12 protein-coding genes are annotated in these 18,533 nt (G+C 68.3%); 3 read left to right on the top strand and 9 right to left on the bottom strand.

Annotated features, from left to right (window positions below; all coding sequences use genetic code 11):
* From ABDW31_RS08650 to ABDW31_RS08625, 6 genes are read right to left on the bottom strand one after another with little or no spacing between them, the layout of a single operon-like run.
* Positions 1-981 (bottom strand): TIM barrel protein, encoded by a 981-nt coding sequence (locus ABDW31_RS08650; protein WP_184718311.1) that lies wholly within the window; start codon positions 979-981, stop codon positions 1-3.
* A 24-nt stretch (positions 982-1,005) separates the two neighbouring features.
* Positions 1,006-1,956 carry a D-ribose ABC transporter substrate-binding protein gene (locus tag ABDW31_RS08645; RefSeq protein ID WP_184718309.1) on the bottom strand — a complete coding sequence of 317 codons (951 nt, stop codon included), beginning with the start codon at positions 1,954-1,956 and terminating at the stop codon, positions 1,006-1,008.
* A gap of 18 nt (positions 1,957-1,974) precedes the next feature.
* Positions 1,975-2,799 carry a DeoR/GlpR family DNA-binding transcription regulator gene (locus ABDW31_RS08640; RefSeq protein WP_184718308.1) on the bottom strand — a complete coding sequence of 275 codons (825 nt, stop codon included), beginning with the start codon at positions 2,797-2,799 and terminating at the stop codon, positions 1,975-1,977.
* A gap of 38 nt (positions 2,800-2,837) precedes the next feature.
* The gene (locus ABDW31_RS08635) at positions 2,838-3,878 is read right to left on the bottom strand and encodes a ribose ABC transporter permease (RefSeq protein WP_221444653.1); all 1,041 of its coding nucleotides are present in this window, start codon (positions 3,876-3,878) and stop codon (positions 2,838-2,840) included.
* Positions 3,875-5,398: a sugar ABC transporter ATP-binding protein gene (locus ABDW31_RS08630; RefSeq protein WP_184718306.1), complete on the bottom strand. Its 1,524-nt coding sequence runs from the start codon at positions 5,396-5,398 to the stop codon at positions 3,875-3,877. Before ABDW31_RS08630 ends, ABDW31_RS08635 begins: the two co-directional genes overlap by 4 nt.
* Positions 5,395-6,057 (bottom strand): DUF2291 domain-containing protein, encoded by a 663-nt coding sequence (locus tag ABDW31_RS08625; protein WP_184718304.1) that lies wholly within the window; start codon positions 6,055-6,057, stop codon positions 5,395-5,397. Before ABDW31_RS08625 ends, ABDW31_RS08630 begins: the two co-directional genes overlap by 4 nt.
* 406 nt (positions 6,058-6,463) lie before the next feature.
* On the opposite strand from ABDW31_RS08625, the gene ABDW31_RS08620 reads away from it, so the two are divergent.
* The 3 genes from ABDW31_RS08620 to ABDW31_RS08610 are packed head-to-tail and all read left to right on the top strand — an operon-like array spanning position 6,464 to position 9,707.
* Positions 6,464-7,306, top strand: a complete 843-nt coding sequence (locus tag ABDW31_RS08620) for a transketolase (protein ID WP_184718302.1) — start codon at positions 6,464-6,466, stop codon at positions 7,304-7,306.
* On the top strand, positions 7,303-8,259 hold the full coding sequence (locus ABDW31_RS08615) for a transketolase C-terminal domain-containing protein (RefSeq protein ID WP_184718300.1): 957 nt from the start codon (positions 7,303-7,305) through the stop codon (positions 8,257-8,259). Before ABDW31_RS08620 ends, ABDW31_RS08615 begins: the two co-directional genes overlap by 4 nt.
* Complete coding sequence (locus tag ABDW31_RS08610; RefSeq protein ID WP_184718298.1) at positions 8,259-9,707, top strand: FGGY-family carbohydrate kinase; 1,449 nt, start codon at positions 8,259-8,261, stop codon at positions 9,705-9,707. Before ABDW31_RS08615 ends, ABDW31_RS08610 begins: the two co-directional genes overlap by 1 nt.
* Before the next feature lie 2 nt (positions 9,708-9,709).
* Here the strand turns inward: ABDW31_RS08610 and ABDW31_RS08605 are convergent, their stop codons facing one another.
* The 3 genes from ABDW31_RS08605 to ABDW31_RS08595 all read right to left on the bottom strand — a co-directional run bounded on the left by ABDW31_RS08605 (position 9,710) and on the right by ABDW31_RS08595 (position 18,459).
* Complete coding sequence (locus ABDW31_RS08605) at positions 9,710-12,079, bottom strand: TIM-barrel domain-containing protein (protein WP_184718296.1); 2,370 nt, start codon at positions 12,077-12,079, stop codon at positions 9,710-9,712.
* A 122-nt stretch (positions 12,080-12,201) separates the two neighbouring features.
* Positions 12,202-15,138, bottom strand: coding sequence for a TonB-dependent receptor (locus ABDW31_RS08600; protein WP_184718294.1), 2,937 nt, complete (start codon positions 15,136-15,138; stop codon positions 12,202-12,204).
* Between the two features lie 120 nt (positions 15,139-15,258).
* Positions 15,259-18,459, bottom strand: coding sequence for a glycosyl hydrolase (locus tag ABDW31_RS08595; protein ID WP_184718292.1), 3,201 nt, complete (start codon positions 18,457-18,459; stop codon positions 15,259-15,261).
* Positions 18,460-18,533: the final 74 nt, after the last annotated feature.

Below are 18,533 nucleotides of genomic sequence, written 5' to 3'. Positions count from 1 at the left end.
TCAGTACGACGAGAACAGCGCCGCGCGCGCCAGGCGCTGGGCTTCCAGGGCGTCCTGACGGTCCTGCGCGGCCTGCATGGCGTCGAAGTCCAGCTTGTCCAGCGCGCGGTCGATGACCTTCAGGAAATCGATGGCCAGCTTGGCGGCCCCGACGCTATCCTCGCGGAACGGGAATTGGTCCAGCTGCCAGACGCCTTCCCACTTGTTCTTGCGCAGGACGTAGAAGAACTCGAACAGCTCCATCGGGTGGACCGAGCCGGCCACCATGTCGTCGTCCCAGGCGCGCAGGTTGTCGTTGACGTCCATGCCGAACAGGCGGCCGTGGTCAATGGCCAGCTGGGCCGCGTCGGCCGGCGACTCGCCGCCGTAAAGCGAGTGGCCGAAGTCCAGCAGGATGCCGATGTTGGGCAGGCCGATCTTCTCGATGCCCAGCAGGGTGCGGGCCACCGAGTCGAAGCTCATGTGGTTGCGCGGCTCGCGCGGCTTGTACTCGATGACGAACTTCAGGTCGGGGTTCTGGCTGGCCAGCTCGCCGACGCCGTCCATCGACATCTGCCACAGCTTGCCGTGGTCGACCTGGAACGGATAGTCCCAGCCGTCCTGGCCCGGCCACAGCTTGACGTAGTCGGCGCCGAAGCGGCGGACCACGTTGGCGGCGTCATTGCACATCTCGTTGGCCAGGCGACGGATGCCGGCGTCCGGATTGGTGAAAGCGCCCTTCGAGAACTGGCGGGTGTAGATCTCGGGCGTGATGCCGATGACGCCCAGATTGTTGCGCTTCAGCGCGACCTCGACCTCGTCCAGCGACAGCTTGGGATCGACAAACGGATAGTTCAGGTCGACCACCGATAGGTCGCCGACCTGGCCGGCCTTGTCGATCGCCTCGATCAGGCTGACCGCCGGGCCGTAGCCGTCCGTGGCGTAGCGGTCGACATAGGTGGCGAAGTGCCAGATGCCGGCTCCGAACCGCAGTTTGCTCATGGGGCGTACTCCAGACTGGCCGGGCTAGCGGCGAACGAGGTTGAAATTGTCGAGGTCGGCGGCGTTGCCAGCGTTGATCAGGAAGCAGTCCATCAGCTGCTTCTCCGGCTGGCCGGTCTCGCCGGTCTTCAGGTAGCGGTCGGCCAGCTCGACCGCGTACTGCGCCTGGCGCCAGGCCGGCTGCAGGACCGTGGCCTTGAGCTTGCCGGCCCGGATCGCGTCGCGCGCGTCGTTGGAGCCGTCGAAGCCGACCACCACCACGTCGCTGCGGCCCACGCTCTCCAGCGCCGCCACGGCCCCCATGGCCATGGTGTCGTTGCCGGCGATCACGCCCTTGATCTCGGGATGGGCCTGCAGCACCGACTGCACCTTGGCGAAGGCTTCGGACTGGCTCCAGTTGGCGGTCTGGCGGGCCACCATCTTCAGCTCGGGATACTGGTCGATCACCTCGTGATAGCCGCGCGAGCGGATCACGGCGTTGGTGTCGCTCTCCTTGCCGACCAGCTCGAGATAGGCCCCCTTCTCGCCCATGGCCTGGACGAAGGCCTCCGCGCCCAGGGACGCGCCCTGGAAGTTGTTGGAGACCAGTTGGGCCGTCGCCAGGCCCCGGACATTGATCTCGCGGTCGATCAGGAACACCGGCACGCCGGCCGCCTTGGCCTTGCCGATCGCGGCGGCGCTGGCGTCGGCCCCGGCGTTGTCGAGGATGATCGCCGCGGCGTTGCGGGCGATGGCCGTGTCGATCAGCTGGCTCTGCTTGAAGGCGTCATCGTCGTGCGAGAACTTCAGGGTCTGGTAGCCCAGCTCCTTCGCGCGGGCCTCGGCCCCCGCCGCCTCCTGGCCGAAGAACGGATTGTCCATCGACGGCGTGATGATGACGATCAGGTTCGACTTCTCCTTCGGCGCCAGCAGGACGACCGCCAGCACGGCCGCCAGGGCGACGAGGACGGCGATGATCAGGACGCGGCGCTTCATGGGTCGATACGAACTCAGCTAGGCGATCAGGACTTCGATCCCGCGCGCCTCGAAGGCGCGGCGGTCTTCGTCGCGGATGGCTTGGTCGGTGATCAGGGTGTGGACGATCTCCACCGCCCCTAAGGACGAGAACGAGGTGCGGCCGATCTTGGTGGAGTCGGCCACCAGCACGACGCGCGACGAGGCCGCGATCATGGCCCGCTTCACATAGAGGTCGGCCAACGACGGATAGGTCAGGCCGGCCTCGAACGAGATCGCCGCCGTCGCTAGGAAGCACTTCTCGGCATAGAGGCCCTCGAAGAAGGCGGCCGAGCGCTCGCCGCTCAGCGACAGGGTCGGCGCCTTGAACTGGCCGCCCGGCATATGGACTGCGCAGGACGGCAGCGCGCCCAGGGTCAGGGCGATGTTCAGGGCGTTGGTGACGACGTTCAGGTTCTGCTTTTCCAGCAGGTTCAGCGCCACCTCGGTGGTGGTCGAACCGCTATCCAGGATGATCGACTCGCCGTCGCCAACCAGCGAGGCGGCCAGGCGGCCGATGCGGCGCTTGGCGTCCATATTGGCCTGGTGCTGCAGGGCCATGTCGCGCACCTGCTGGGGCACCGAGCGCAGATAGGCGCCGCCGTGCTCGCGCACGATGTGGCCGTCGGTCTCCAGCCGCTCCAGGTCCTGGCGGATGGTGGCTTCCGACACCGAGAACGCCTCGGAGAGCTCGCGTACGCGGGCGCTGCCCTCTTCCTGCAGCCATTCCAGGATCTGCATGCGGCGCGGTTCGGCCAGCAGGCCGGCGCCGGCGGCGATGGCCCGCGCGCGGGCCGTGCCCGCCCCGCCTGAGGGTTTGGCCATGGTCTTGCTCCTTCGCGACAGGGCGCCCTCGACCATGGTCAAGCCTTCCCCGCCGCGGCGAGGCGCCCCTGGAGCTGGTCGAGCACGACCGCCGCGATGATCACAAGCCCTTTGACGACCATCTGCCAGAACTCGCTGACGCCCATCATCACCAGGCCATCGCCCAGCACGCCGATCACGCAGGCGCCGATCAGCGCGCCGCCGACCGTGCCGCGCCCGCCCGATAGCGAGGCCCCGCCCAGCACGACGGCGGCGATGGCCGACAGCTCGAAGGTCTCGCCGCTGGCCGGGTGCGCGGCCACCAGCTCGGAGGAGACGACCAGACCCACCAGCGCGGCGCAGACGCCGGAGATGACGTAGACGGCGATCTTCACCCGATCGACGCGGACGCCCGACAGCAGGGCCGCGCGCTCGTTGCCGCCGACGGCATAGACCCGGCGGCCGAACGGGGTGTCGCGGGCGACGAAGGCGGCGACCAGGGCGATGGCGGCCATGATCAGCACGGTCACCGGCAAGCCCAGCACCGTGCCGGCGCCCAGCCACGGGAAGCCCGTATTGCCCAGGTCTTCGCGACCCGTCAGGTTCGGGAAGGTCGCGCCGTTCGACAGCAGCATGGCCGCGCCGCGCGCCACGTACAGCATCCCAAGCGTAGCGATGAACGGCGCCACCTTGAACCGCGAGACCAGCACGCCGTTGGCGAAGCCGGCCAGGCCGCCCAGCAGCAGCACGATGACCACGACCATCGCGATGCTGGGATAGACCACCACGCCCAGCGGCGCGATCGTCAGGCCGTTCAGGATCAGCGCCCCGGCGACCATGCCGCCCAGGCCGGCGATCGAGCCCACCGACAGGTCGATGCCGCCGGTCAGGATCACGAAGCTCATGCCGATCGCCAGGATCGCCGTGATTGCCACGTGTTTGAACATGATCAGAAAATTGGCCGTCGACAGGAAGTTCGGGGCCATGACCGAGAAGAACGCCAGCACCACGCCCAGGGCGATCAGGGCGCGCAGCTTCAGGACGAGGGCCAGCCAGCCGCCGTTGGCGGTCATCGGCGCGGCGGCGGTGGATGCCGTCACTGGGCGGGCTCCATGTTACGCGGGGCTTCAGTCGGGTTGCAGGCCGCGACCAGGGCCGCCTCGGTGGCGGCCTCCAGCGGCAGGTCGGCGGTCAGGCGGCCGGCGGCCATGACCAGCACGCGGTCGGCGACGGCCTGGGCTTCGAGAAGGTCGGAGGTGGCGAAGACCACGGCCATGCCCTGGTCGGCCAGGGCGCGCATGGTGTCGAACACCTCGCCGCGCGCACCGATGTCGACGCCACGGCTGGGCTCGTCCAGCAGCATGACCAGCGGATCGGTCATCAGGCCGCGCCCGATCACCACCTTCTGTTGGTTGCCGCCCGACAGCGCGCCGATGGCGATCTGCGGTGACGCCGCCTTGACGCCCAGCCGAGCCATCATCTCGCCGATGGCGGATTTCTCGCGTCCGCCGTCGATGACGCCGGCTTTCGCGAAGGCGATTAGGCGCGACAGGCCCAGATTCCCCCCGACCGACAGGTTGTGGAACAGGCCATCACGCTGGCGATCCTCGGGCACGAAGCGGATCCGCCGGCGGCAGCGTTCGGCCAGCGGCAGGTGCGAGATCTCCTCGCCGCTCAGTTTCACGGAGCCTTTCGCAGGACGAGCGCCATAGACGCTTTCCAGGAATTCGGTGCGGCCCGAACCCAGCAGGCCGTACAGCGCCGTGATCTCGCCGGCCCGGAAGCTGGCCGAAATGGCGTCCAGCAGCAGGCCGCCGCCGGGACGCGGCAGGGATAGGTCCTCAACCGCCAGCACCACCTCGCCAGCCTGGCGGGCCGTGCTCCGAGGCCGGTCGCGGGCCTTGTCGCCCAGCATCTGCTCGATGATCCAGGCCACCGTGACCTCGGACGCCGGCTTGGAGTCGATCAGCCGCCCGTCGCGCAGCACGGTGATCTGGTCGCCGATACGCATCAGTTCTTCCAGCCGGTGCGAGATGTAGATCACCCCCACCCCGGCCTGTTTCAGCTCGCCGATGACCCGGAACAGCACCTCGACCTCGGCGGCGCTGAGGGCCGAGGTCGGCTCGTCCAGGATCAGCACGCGGGCGTCGTCGACCAGGGCCTTGGCGATCTCGACGATCTGCTGCTCGCCGATGCGCAGGGTCCCGACCTGGGCGTCGGGCGAGATGTCGTGCGCCAGCCGCGCCAGGATCTCCGCCGCGCGCTTGCGCTCGGCGGCCTTGTCGCTGACGCCGGGCGCCGAGGTCAGGTCGCGGCCCAGGAAGATGTTCTCCACCACCGACAGGTTCGGGCAGAGGTTCAGCTCCTGGAAGACGATGCCGACGCCGGCCGCCGAGGCTTCGCGGATCGAGGCAAAGCGCACAGGCTGAGCGTCCAGCAGCAGGCGGCCGGAGGTCGGCTGCTCCACCCCGGCCAGGATCTTCATCAGGGTCGACTTGCCCGCGCCGTTCTCGCCGATCAGCACATTGACCGCGCCGGCCCGCACGTCGAAGTCGACGCCGTCCAGGGCGGTCACGCCGCCATAGGTCTTGCCGACCTTCTCGGCGCGCAGCAGGCTCACGAGGTCACGCGCCGCAGCTGGATCGGGGTCACCACCACCGGATCGCCGGCCTTGGCGGCCTGGAAGACGCCGGTGAAGGCCACGCGGTCGCCGGGCTTCAGGCTTTCGGCGACTGGGCGTGCGTCGCGCACGGCGCGACGGGTCAGGGCGCCGCCGACCTCGGCATAGGCGATCTGGTTGGAGAAGTCGTTGAAGGCCACGAACGGCAGACTGTCGCGCAGGGCCGAGCCCGAGACGACCGGCCCGACCAGCACCGTGACCGCGCCGGAGCCGGGCACGTCCAGCACCACGCGGCCGGCGCGGGCCGTGGTGTCGAGGCTGACGACCGAGCCCTCGCCGCTGGTCACGAAGGTCCAGGGAGAGCCGTCACCCGCCTGACGGCCACCGGCGGCGGCGATGTCCTGGTCGATCCTGGCGGACAGCTCGGGCAGCGGCGCTGCGGTCTTGGTCCAATGCGGCTGAGCCTGGGCGTCCCACACGGCCTCGACATAGCGACCGGCGTCGAAGGCGCCCGACAGGCGCTCACGCGCGGCACGATCGGCGGCGATCGGCACGACCTTGCAGGCAGACAGGGAAATGGCGGCCACGGCCAGCAGCAACGACGGGGCGAGTCGCCGGCGCGTGTTCGAGTCGCGACCTGTCGCCTTGTCCGTCTGCACGGCCCGAGCCTCCCGTATGACGCCGTTGATGGCGCTTGCTTTCGATTGATTTCGAATTTCGCGTGAACGGTGTCACGCCGAAAATTCCCTGTCAATCCGCCGGCAAAGGGAGCGCTAACATGAATGGCGAGACACCCCACGACAGCATCATTATTAGCAATATCAATAGCTTACACCTGAAAAATGCCGAAAACTCCGACAATTTTCGTTCAAAAGAAAACGAAAATATTCGAAAGCGATCAAAGCAAAACGCCATTGCGCCCTTGGGGAACGCCCCGTAGTTTGCGGGTCGAGGGAGGCCTGGGAACCAGGCGAAGGCGCGCGACCGGAAGACCGGCGGGCCAACGCCAGCGACCGCCCCCTCGTGCTCCGGCGCGCCGTACGGCAGCCATCGGGAAGGTCGAACATGAATCGAGACAACCGCGCCTTGGACGACGACCTGGAAGCGCGCGCCGCCCATGTGGCCGAGCGCGCCAACTGGATCCGCCGCAGCGCCCTGAAAATGATCGTCGAGGCCCAGCAGGGCCACCCCGGCGGCGACCTGTCGGCGGCCGACATCCTGTCCGCCCTCTATTTCGACGTGCTGAACTACGACTCCTCGCAGCCGAACGCGCCCGACCGCGACCGCTTCATCATGAGCAAGGGCCACTGCACCGGGGCGTTCTATTCGGTGCTGGCCGGGGCCGGCTTCTTTCCCGAGGAGGAGCTGTCGACCTACCTCAAGCCGCTGTCGCGCCTGAACGGCCACCCTAGCCGCACCTATCTGCCGGGCGTCGAGACCAATACCGGCCCCCTGGGTCACGGCCTGCCCGTCGCGGTCGGCGTCGCCATCGCCGGCCAGATCGACAAGGCCGACTTCCGCGTCTTCGTGCTGACCGGCGACGGTGAACTGCAGGAAGGCAGTTGCTGGGAGGCGGCGATGACCGCCGGCCACCGCAAGCTGTCGAACCTGACCGTCATCGTCGACCGCAACCGCCTGCAGCAGGGCGCGCCGACCGAGGACACGGTCGCCCTTGAGCCTTTGGCCAGCAAGTGGAGCGCCTTCGGCTTCGACGTCGTCGAGATCGACGGCCATGACCCAAAGGCTCTGATCCAGGCGTTGAGCCACCAGGGGCCGCGCCCGCTGTGCGTGATCGCCTCGACCATCAAGGGCAAGGGCGTGTCGTACATGGAAAACCAGGCCGGCTGGCACCACGGCTGCCCCAACCCGGCCCAGTACGAACAAGCCCTGAAGGAGCTGGCGGCATGAGCGAGGCCAAGACCGTCGAAGGCCTGTTCGACTGCCGCGAAGCCTATGTCGCCACGCTGGAGGCCCTGGCCGCCGAGGACGCGCGCATCGTCGCCGTCGTCAATGACAGCGTCGGCTCCAGCAAACTGGGCAAGTTCCGCACCGCGTTCCCGGACCGCCTGATCAATGTCGGCATCGCCGAGCAGGCCATGGTCGGCGTCGGCGCGGGCTTGGCCAATGGCGGCAAGATCCCGTTCGTCAGCGGCGCCTCGTGCTTCCTCACGGGCCGTGCCCTGGAGCAGATCAAGGCCGACGTCGCCTACTCCCAGGCCAATGTGAAGATGTGCGGCATCTCAAGCGGCATCGCCTATGGCGAACTGGGCCCCACGCACCACTCGATCGAGGACCTGGCCTGGCTGCGGCCGATGGCCAATCTGACGGTCATCGTGCCCTCGGATCCGTGGGAGACCAGCGAGGCGATCAAGGCCGCCGCCGCCTTCGACGGCCCGGTGTTCATCCGCATCAGCCGCATGCCGGTGCCGGCCCTGAGGCGCGCCGACGAGACCTTCACGATCGGCAAGGCCGAGGTCCTGCGCGAGGGCGGCGACGTCGCCATCATCGCCAACGGCATCATGGTCCATCGCGCCCTGGACGCCGCCGAGGCGCTGGTGACTGAGGGCGTCCAAGCGCGCGTGATCAACATGGCCACCCTGACCCCGCTGGACGAGCAGGCCATCCTGGACGCGGCCGCGACCGGGGCTGTGGTCACGGTCGAGGAACACTCGGTCAAGGGCGGCCTGGGCGGCGCGGTGGCGGAAGTCATCGCTACCCAAGCCCCCTGCCCCATGCGCATCCTGGGTTTCCCGGGCTTCCTGCCCACGGGTTCGGTGGAGTTTCTGTTGGAACGTTACGGCCTGACCGCCGATGGCATCGCCGACGCCGCCCGCGACCTGCTGGCCAAGCGCGGCGCCTGATGGCCATCCTGGCGATCGACCAGGGCACGACCAACACCAAGGCGGTGCTGGTCGGTCCCGACGGCGAGATCCTGGCCACGGCCTCGCGCTCGACCCGGGTCGTCTATCCGCGCCCCGGCTGGGCCGAGCAATCGGCCGACGAGGTCTGGGCCAGCGTCGCGGAAGTCATTGCCGAGATCGTCGCCAAAGGTTTCGCCATCGGCGCGGTCGGCATCTCCAACCAGCGCGAGTCGGCGGTGCTTTGGGACGCCGCCAGCGGCCGCCCGGTCGGTCCCGTCGTCTCCTGGCAATGCGGCCGCTCGGCCCCGCGCTGCGAGGCGCTGAAGGCCGAGGGCTGCGAGCCCGACGTCCTGGCCCGCACCGGCTTGACGCTGAACCCGATGTTCTCGGCCGGCAAGCTGGCCTGGCTGCTGGACGCGGTTCCGGACGGCCATGTCCGCGCCGCGCGCGGTCAGCTGAAGGCCGGCACGGTCGACAGCTGGCTCTTATGGAACCTGACCGGCGGCGCGCGCCATGCCACCGACCACAGCAACGCCTCGCGCACCCAGCTGATGAACCTGGCCACCCTGGACTGGGACCCGGAGATGGCGCGGCTGTTCGGCGTGCCGGTCGAGGCCCTGCCCCAAATCCTGCCGTCCGACGCCATGTTCGGCGAGACGGCGCGCGGCGCGACCGCCCTGCCTGCCGGCACACCGATCCACGCGGCCATGGGCGACTCGCACGCGGCGCTCTACGGCCATGGGCTGGAAGGCCCCGGCGGCATCAAGGCCACCTGCGGCACCGGCTCGTCACTGATGAGCGTGACCCGCGAGCGCGTCTGGTCGGCTCATGGCCTGTCCAGCACCATCGCCTGGAGCCGTGGCGCGGGCGCCCTGCACGCTCTGGAAGGCAATATCTCGGTGTCGGGGCACACGGCCGCCTTCGTCACCAAGCTGCTGGGCCTAAAGGACGAGCGCGCTCTGACGGACTTGGCCCTGACCGTCCCGGACAGCGGCGGCGTCGTCCTGGTGCCCGCCCTGGCCGGCCTGGGCGCCCCGCACTGGCGCGACGAGGCTCGCGGCCTGGTCAGCGGCATGAACCTGGGCACCACCCCCGCCCACCTGGCCCGCGCGGCCCTGGAGGCGGTGGCCCTGCAGATCCACGACGTGTTCATGGCCATGCAGGCGGATCTGCACATGGACCTGCCCGTGCTGAACGTCGACGGCGGCGCCTCGCGCAACGACATGCTGATGCAGCTCTTGGCCGACCTGATCGATCGCCCGGTGCTGCGCGCCGACGCGGCCGAACTCAGCGCGCTGGGCGCGGCCCGGCTGGCGGCCGAGGGTATGGGCATCTCGGCTCCGCCCGTGCGTCCGGCCGAGCGGACCTTCACGCCGGCGATGACGGCTGGCGCGCGCGGCGAGATCGTCGACCGCTGGCAGGACGCCCTGCGCCGGGCGATGCTCTAGGCTCAGAAGCCCACCTCGAGCGCGCTGCCGTCATACCGCACGGTCTTCACCCGCTCGCGGCCGCCGTCGATCAGCACCACCTTGAACGTCCGGTCCTTCACCAGCCCCGGGAAGCTGCCCACTCGCGCGCCGATGCTCAGGCGACGCGCGCCGTCGTTCCAGGTCAGCGGCGTCACCGCCCGCTCGCCGCGCTCGTAGGCGTAGCTGTCGCCGGCGTCGTCATAGAGCTCGAACTTGCCGTCCGCGCCCGCATAGACACGCAGCTCCAGCGGGCCCTGCGGATCCTGGTCGGCGTACTCGACCACACCGCCCAGAGGCAGGATCGCGCCGGCCTTGGCGAAGACCGGGATGGTCTTCAGCGGCGCGGCGGCGTCGATCCACTGGCCGCCGGCCAGCTTCTTGCCGGTCCAGAAGTCGTACCAGGGCGCGGCGCCCGGCAGGAACACCTGGCGCGAGGCCTGGCCGGCGTTGGTGATCGGCGCGACCATCAGGGCCGGGCCGAACGAGAACTGGTCGCCGATGTTCCAGGTCCGCTCGTCGGTCCGCCAGTCCATGACCAGCGGCCGCATGATGGTGTCGGCCTTGTCGGTCACCCGCCAGGCTAGGCCGTAGATATAGGGCATCAGCCGATAGCGCAGGCGATCGTAGTCCAGCAGGATCGGCGTCTTGTCGCCATAGGCGAACAGGTCGTTGCGGTTGTTCTCACGCTTGCCGTGGGTGCGAAACAGCGGGTTGAAGACCCCGAACTGGTACCAGCGAACATACAGCTCCTGGAACGCCGGATCCTCGCTGGACGGCCCGGTCGGCGGGTTGTCCAGCACGCCGCCGTAGTAGCCGCCGATGTCGGTGGTCCAGTAAGGCATGCCTGAGAGCGCGAAGTTCAGCCCGCCCTGCATCTGGCGCTGGAACACCGGGAAGCCGTTCAGGATATCGCCCGACCACGAGGCCGCGCCGTAGCGCTGCACGCCGGCGAACGACGAGCGCGACAGGATGAACACCCGCTTGTCCTCGCGCTGCTTGCGCCAGCGGTCGGAGACATTGGCGACATGGGCCAGGGGGAAGACGTTGCCATAGAGTTCGCCCGGCCCGATCGCCAGCTTGCGGCCGTTCAGGGTGCGATCGGTCTCGGCCATGGTCGGCAGGTGCAGTTCGGGCTCGGAGCCATCCAGCCAAAACGCGTCCCAGCCCTGGGCCAGCAGCTTCGAACCGAAGTGCGACCAGTAGAGGTCGGCGGCGTCCTTGTTGGTCGGATCGTAGAGCGCCGTGCCCGGCACCAGCCAACCCCGCTCAGTCATCATGGCGTGGATCTGCGAGGTCTTGGACAGCAGCGGCCACATGCTGATCATCGTGTGGACGTGGCGGTCGTTCAGGGTCTTCAGCAGGGCCGGCACGTCGGGATAACCGTCGGGGCGGAACTCCGGATCGCCCATGCGGCTCCACCACCGCCAGTCCTGGACGATGACGTCCAGCGGGGCCTTGCCGTCGCGATAGCGCTTGGTGACGTCCAGCAGGTCCTGGCCGCTGCCGTAGCGGTCCATCGACTGGAACAGGCCATACGCCCAGCGCGGGAACAGCGGCGCGGCGCCGGTCATGTCGCGGTAGCGGGCCACCACGTCGTCGAACTCGGGGCCGTAGATGAACAGATAGTCCAGCGCCTGGCCGACATCGGCCTCCAGCGTCATCTCGGTCGGGAAGCGGGTGTCCAGGGTCGAGGCCGAGGCGGTGTTCCACAGCAGGCCGTAGCCCTCGGTCGACATCATCAGCGGATGGGCGATGTCGGCATTGGCATGGGCCAGTCGCACCGTCGCGCCGTGATAGTTGAACTGGCCGCTCTGGTGCTGGCCCAGGCCGTAGATCCCCTGGCGCAGCACGGGGTGGAAGCGCGCGGTGACCTTATAGGCGGGCGAGCCGTCCGACAGCTTCAGCGGCTCGTAGATGCGTGGCCGCTCGCCGGTCTCCTGCAGCAGGATGCGGTCGTCAGGACCTAGGAAAGTCAGGGTCCCATCCTTCAGCGAGATCGAGATCCGCAGGTTTCCGGTCTTCAGCACTTTGGCGGTGGCGGCCGCGACGCCCTCGCCCAAGGCGGTGTTGACGCCGGTGCCCGCGCCGCTGGCGTCGGTCAGGCTGACGGCCTGGGCTTCGCAGGGCTTGGAGAACCAGGGCTGTTGCGGCGATGCGCCGGTCGCCTTGCCGTCGGGGCTGGCCAGCACGCGGACCACACCGTCGGCGCAGACCGACAGCTTCAAGACATCGGTCCCGTTGCGGACCACCACGACATTGCGGTCCTGGGTCACCTCCACGGCCGCATTCGCCGCCGCCGGCGCGGCCAGGGACAACAGGATCGCCAGTCGGTGCGCCGTCAGATGAGCCATGGTCGCGTCTCCCAGACACCCTCCAGATACAAAGGCGGCGCCGGTCTGGAGGAAACCGGCGCCGAAGTCACGGATCATGCACAGGAGGTGACAATCACCGAGGGCTAAAAGAGGGGTTCAGATCAGTAGGTGTAGCGGACACCCAGGAAGAACTGACGGCCAGCGACCCGGTAGTTCTCGAAACGCTGGGTCTTGGAGTCGATGTACGAGATGTCCTTCTCGTTGCTCAGGTTCAGCGCTTCCAGGCTGACCGTCAGCTTGTCGTTGATCTTGTACGAGGTGGACGCGTCGAAGAACGTCGTGGCCAGCGTGCCCTGGACGTCCTGGCCGTAGCGGCCCGGGACGGCGGTCAGGTACTTGTCGCGATAGTTCACCGACACACGGGCCTGCAGCGGACCGCGCTCGTAGTACAGCGTGGCGTTGGCCGCGTGCTTGGACAGGTTCAGCAGCGACTCGTTGACGACACGATAGGTCGCCGGGTTCGGATCCAGGATGTAGTCGATGCTGCTGTCGACATAGGTGTAGTTGGCCAGGATGCCGAAGCCGCGGAACATGTCGGGCAGGAAGTCCAGCGGCTGCTGGTAGTTCAGCTCGAAGCCCTTCAGCGGACCGCCGTCGGTGTTGACGACGTTGGTGACGCTGAACTCGTCGTTCGGACCCACGCCCGTGCCTTCCAACAGCGAGACCGGCAGGCCGGTCGCCGAGTACGGCTGTATGCGCGTCAGGGTCTGAACGTAGGTGCTGATGTCCTTGTAGAAGAAGCCCGCCGAAACGATCGTGCCCGACTTCGGATACCACTCGACCGAGACGTCCAGGGTCTTGGCGCGATAGGGCTCGAGGTTGACGTTGCCGGTCGAGACGCTGCGCGAGCCGCCGGCGACCGAGACGCTGGTCGCGGCTGCCAGAGCGCTCAGGGCCGGACGCGCCATGACCTTTGCGGCGGCGAAGCGCAGCAGCAGGTTGTCGGTCGGCTCGACCACCAGGTTCAGCGACGGCAGGGTGTCGTCGTACTTGCGCTTGACGGTCGTGTAGACGAAGCCCGACGCGTTCACCGTGGTCGGGACGTTGGTGTAGAAGCTGGAGGTCTGCTCGGTCTGGACATGGCGCACGCCAATGTCGCCGCGCACGCGCCAACCGCCGACGTCATGGTCGAAGTTGGCCATCACGTAGCCGTTCTTGTTCTCCTCCTCGACCGAGCGGTTCTCGCCGCGGACGCTGGAGACGGTCTGCGACAGGGCCGTGCGGCCGGTGTTGCCGTAGATGTTGTAGGCGGCGGCGAAGGCCTCGATGTTCGGCGTCGTCCAGCAGGTCGGCGTCGCAGCCGGCACGTTCATCTTGCCCAGGCCGCAGAACTGCTCGGTCAGGGTCTGGATGGTGTAGCCGCTGGGGATGGCCGGGAAATTGGCCTCGCCCAAGGCGTAGCGATACGACTGCGTGCTGAAGTCATACTGCTTCCAGGCCGCGCCGGCCCGGATCGTCAGGCTGTCGTTCAGCGCGTACTTACCGTTGATCTGGACGGTCTTGTACGTGTTGTTGGTGTAGTTCGGACGCAGGCGGATTTCCGGACCGGTCGGGCCGGTGCCGCCCGGCTGTGTCACGGTCGGACCGAAGTACCACAGGGCCGGATTGGTGACATCGAAGCCAAAGTTGATCGCCGGACGATACTGACCCTGCGGACGGGTGTCGACCGAGTAGCCGTCGACGTTGAAGCGGTCGATCTGGGTCGACAGGTCGTTGAAGTTGTCGAAGTCCGAGAACGAATAGCCGACGACGCCGTCGATGCTGAACTTGTCGCTGAACTTGTGCTCGCCGGTCAGGGTCCATTGGCCGAAGTCGGTCGAGAACTCGTCGCGGTTATGCTCCGAGCGCATGTCGACGTTGTCGAACAGGCCGTAGACCATGGTGTTGTTGCTATCCAGGATCAGATCCCGGACCAGCATCTCGGGCTTGCCGCCCTGCGAGGCGGCGCGGCTGAAGCCGATGGCCTCGATGGGCCAGTCGTCACGGCTGACCTTGTAGCGCGAGAACAGGCCATCAAGGGTGACCTTGGTGTTGTCGCTGGGCGCCCACTGCAGCGAGCTGGTCAGGCCCAGGCGCTCGGTCTTACCCAGGCCCTGCACGTAGCGCATGAAGCGCGGATAGTAGGTCGAGCTGGCGCTGGCCAGATTGTACAGCTCGGTGGCGCGCGGCAGCTCGGCGGCCGAGACGTCGCAGATGCCGCCGGTGCCCGTGGTCGGACGGCACCAGCCGCCGTCGCTGGGACCGTTGGTCCATAGGCCCGAGCTGGACTGTTGGAAGTTCACGGCCGTCTTCGAATAGGCCACCGAGAACAGCGCGCCCAACTTGTCGTCGGCGAAGGTGTTGCTGACCAGCAGCGCCATGCGCGGGCGGGTCTTCTCGGTCTGGGTGTTGTAGCCGGCCTGGGCCGAGGCGGCGAGCTTGAAGCCCTTGTAGTCGAACGGGTGAGCGGTGACGAGGTCGACCGTCGCGCCCAGCGAGCCTTCTTCCGTGTCGGCCGACGGCGTCTTGCGCACGTCGATGCGATTGAAGAGCTCCGAGGCGAAGACGTTGAAGTCGAAGCCGCGGCCGCGGTTGGCGCCGTTGTAGCCATCGGTGGAGGCCTGGGCTTCCATGCCGTTGATGCGCACGCGGGTGAAATCGGGGCCCAGACCGCGGACCGACAGGGCCCGACCCTCGCCCTGATCGCGGCTGATGGCGACGCCGGGGATCCGTTGGATCGACTCGGCGAGGTTGTTGTCGGGGAACTTGGCGATGTCCTCGGCCAGGATCGAGTCGACGACGCCGGTGTTGGTGCGCTTCAGCTCCAGCGCACGCTGCAGGCTGTTGCGGAAGCCGGTGACCACCACCTCGGTAACGGCGGTGTCTTCGACCGGCGCAGCGGCCTGGCCCAGACCTGCGACGCCGGCGGTGGCGATCGGCGCGGCGATGCCGCCCGACGTGGCGATGGCCTCATCGGCGTGGGCGACCCCGCCCAGCGCCGCCAGCAGCGCGAACCCCGACACACTGACGGCCAAACGCCGCTGAATTCCGTTGATCATCTCGTTTCCCCTCAAGGCCCAGCCACAAGCGGGCCGGCGCGTTCTGGCGCGCTTCTGAATGAGCGCATGAGATGATCATTATACCAGTTGAGAGTCTTGGCAAGATGGTCCGGAAACCGGTTACCGACTTTCGAGCCTTTTCAACGTTACCGGTCCCAACAGACCCGAGGTCATCAACGGATCCGACGCCTTGAACGGCTGGATCGGAGCGAAGGTAAGCGGCTTGGCGCCCGGCTGCTGGTCGCCGATCATCCGGTTGGCCCAGAAGTTGACGACCCGGACACTGAGGATGTTGCGGCCGACCTTCAGGGCGTCGGTAACGTCCACCGAATAGGGCGGCTTCCACTGCACCGGCAGGGTCTTGCCGTTCAGGGTGACGGTGGCGAACTCGTGCACCTCGCCCAGGTCCAGGACCATGGGCTGCCCCTTCTTGAGCCACTGGCGCGGGACCTCCAGGGTGGTCTCGTAGGTCGCCGCGCCGGAGTAGTAGCGCACGCCGGGATCCTGGCTCTCGTTCAGCGGGGCCAGGCGCTCCATGACCACGGGCTCGGTCGGCGCGCCCCAGCCGGGCTCGAACTTGACCCGCCAGATCGTCTCGACCGTGCGCAGCAACGTCGAGGCCGGGGCCGGCGTCGCGGGCCGCACGGCCGCCTGCGACGGGGTGCGGAAGACCACGAACACCGACTCGTAGGGCGCCAGGTTCAGCGTCACCTCGGTGCGGCCGTCCTGCTGGACATAGGGCGCGGGCTCGGTCGTGGCGGTGTCGGCGCGCCACAGGTCCGGGGCCTTGCCGGTGATGCGGAACGACGGCGAGAGCGCCAGCGGCTTGTCGGTGGTGTTGTTGACGAAGAACACCTCGCCGTCCTCCAGCACGCGCTGGGTCCAGACGAAGTTCGTCCCCATCCCCTCCCCGCGCACCGTCGGCGTCGCCTTGCCCGCAAGAGCAGCCTCGACGGAGCCGGTGCGGATCGGACCGGCCCACAGCTTGTCGACCAGGCGCGTCCATTCGGCCTGCGCCTCGACGCCGCCGGACAGGGTCGGCGAGGCCTTGGGGCGTTCGCCGACGACCAGCGCGCCGGCGGCCGTCAGGGCGTCCAGCTTGCGCAGCACCGGCAGACTCAGGCGCTGCACGGCCGGCGGGATGACCAGCACCGCGTAGCTGGCGCCCGACGGCAGGACGACGCGGCCGTCCTTGACGGTCAGGCGCTCGATCAGGCTGTCGGCGTCCAGATAGTCGAAGTCGTAGCCCGCCGGGATCGCCGGCTTGCCGCCCTCGGCGTAGGGCAGACCGTTGGCCGCGCCCTCGCCCTGGAACCAGGCGATGTCCGCGCCGGCCCGGCCCTGGCGCAGCATCCAAGCGCTGCGGGCCAGATAGTCGGTCCAGGCCCGCATCTCGCCCTCGGCCCAGGTCTCGTTGCGCGAGATGTGCTGGCCGTACTGGCGCAGGGTCATGCCCGGCTTGCGGTCGGTGAACGGCTGGTGGGCCGAGGTGTGCAGGATGAAGTGGTTGATGCCCTCGGCCATGTAGCGGTCGAAGATCCGCTTGTGCTGCCAGGGGCCGGTGCGCCACGGGTCCTCGCCCATGGTAGTCAGGCTCTCGGCGGCGACCACGGGCTTGCCGTAGATGTGGGCGGCCGAGGCGGCCTCGCGGACGTCGGCGACATGGGCGGCGGGCGGTGGCTTGTCGACCGGATACACCCAGAACTCGCCCATCGGCACATCGACCTGGCCCTTGGCGCGCAGGCCGTCGGCGATGGTCGGCAGATCGACGCCCGGAGCCTCCGCCTCGTAGCGCATGCCTTCGGCGTTCAGGATCGTGTTGATCTGCGCGAAGTGATGCTCGGTCAGCATGTCCGCCAGGGTCTGGCGGTAGTCGGCCAGGAAGCGCTCGGACGCCTCGGCGCTCGTGACCACCCGGCCGGTCAGCACCGGCAGCCAGGGCGTCAGGGCATAGCCGCGGCGGGCGGCGAACTCGGCGGCCATGGCCTCGGTCCAGTTGGCCTGGCCGGCCTCCCAGCTGTCGGTGATGACGTAGTTCATTCCCCCCTGCCCCAGTAGCGCCTTCACCGGCTCCATCAGGCCCCGCATGTGGGCGCGGACGTGCTCGGCGTTGAACTTGTCGACCTCCAGGCCCAGGCTTTCGGGCGCGGCGGGGGTGTCGCGGCGGCCGGTCAGCGACCAGCCATAGCGCACGACGCGCCAGCGGCCGGCCTCCGGCGGCGTCCAGTCCAGGGTCCCGTCGGGCTTCAGGCGGCTGGTCAGGTCCAGCACCTTGTCCGAGGCGATGGCCGCATCGGTCGCCGGGGTCGGCAGCGCCCAGGCGTCGACCAGCACGCCCCAGCCGGCCTTCTCCTGGAAGCGGTCGACGCGGGCGTCGGCGTGGATCGCGAACTCGGTCAGCGGTGCGGCCTTGGCGTCCTTGGCCAGGCGCAGACGGAAGACCTTGGCGGTCGTCTTGGCGAAGGCGAAGGTGCGCACCGGCAGGCCCTGGCGCACATCGCCCGGCAGGGTGGCCAGGGTGCGGAAGGTCACGCCGTCGTCGCTGGCCTCGACCACGCCGTCAGGCATGGCGCCGTCCACCGAGACCGTCACGGCGCGGGCGGTCACCGGCTTGGCGTAGCGCAACATCACCCAGCCGTCGCCGGCCAGGGATTGCACGGCGGGCGTCGCGTAGGCTCCATCGGCAAGCTTGGCCACCTCGACCGGACCGGCGCTGGAGGTGACTTCGGTCGGTGCGGCGATCGTCTCGGCCTCGCGCCATGCGACCACCGCCACGTCGTTGTAAAGCCGAGGCTCGGCGAAGCGCGTGCTGATCGGCATGTCCTGGAACGGACCGCTGTTGCCGGGCGGCGGCGCCAGGGTGATCGGGCCCTTGCCGGAAACGACCGTCTCGCTCCAGACCAGCTTCTTCATGCCCTCCTGCGGCTTGACCCAAGGGCCGCCGGTCTCGCTCCAGCCGCCGCCGGCCTGCATGCCGAACTGCAGCCCCAGGCGCTTGGCCTCCGAGGCGGTGTAGGCGACCGCCTCCTTCCACTCAGGCGTGCCGTAGCCGATGCGCTTTTCCACGTACTGCGGCACCGGCGGGGTGTTGAAGCCGACGTCGAACAGGATCGCGCCGCCGACCCCGGCGCGCTTCATCCATTCCAGGTCGAGGTGAACGCCTTCCTTGGAGACATTGCCGTTGATCCACTGCCAGAAGACGTGCGGGCGGGTTTCGGCCGGCGGGGTCTGGAAGCCGTCACGCATCGCGTCGGCGGCTAAAGCGGCATGGCTGACGCCAAGGGCCAGGATCAGACTCAACGCGACCGGGCGCTTCACCACGCACTTCTCCCCTATTTTTTGGTAGCGCTCCCCGGAGCATTTCCCATAGGAAATGCTCCAATCCTTTTGATTTA

The organism is Caulobacter sp. (assembly GCF_039596335.1).
Taxonomy (GTDB): domain Bacteria; phylum Pseudomonadota; class Alphaproteobacteria; order Caulobacterales; family Caulobacteraceae; genus Caulobacter.
This window is presented reverse-complemented; position numbering and strand designations above follow the sequence as displayed.

Bases quoted from the DNA above. Each gene is read 5' to 3' on its own strand.
- ABDW31_RS08650 (WP_184718311.1), bottom strand. From the start codon at position 981: ATGAGCAAACTGCGGTTCGGAGCCGGCATCTGGCACTTCGCCACCTAT.
- ABDW31_RS08645 (WP_184718309.1), bottom strand. From the start codon at position 1,956: ATGAAGCGCCGCGTCCTGATCATCGCCGTCCTCGTCGCCCTGGCGGCC.
- ABDW31_RS08640 (WP_184718308.1), bottom strand. From the start codon at position 2,799: ATGGCCAAACCCTCAGGCGGGGCGGGCACGGCCCGCGCGCGGGCCATC.
- ABDW31_RS08620 (WP_184718302.1), top strand. From the start codon at position 6,464: ATGAATCGAGACAACCGCGCCTTGGACGACGACCTGGAAGCGCGCGCC.
- ABDW31_RS08615 (WP_184718300.1), top strand. From the start codon at position 7,303: ATGAGCGAGGCCAAGACCGTCGAAGGCCTGTTCGACTGCCGCGAAGCC.
- ABDW31_RS08610 (WP_184718298.1), top strand. From the start codon at position 8,259: ATGGCCATCCTGGCGATCGACCAGGGCACGACCAACACCAAGGCGGTG.
- ABDW31_RS08605 (WP_184718296.1), bottom strand. From the start codon at position 12,079: ATGGCTCATCTGACGGCGCACCGACTGGCGATCCTGTTGTCCCTGGCC.
- ABDW31_RS08600 (WP_184718294.1), bottom strand. From the start codon at position 15,138: ATGATCAACGGAATTCAGCGGCGTTTGGCCGTCAGTGTGTCGGGGTTC.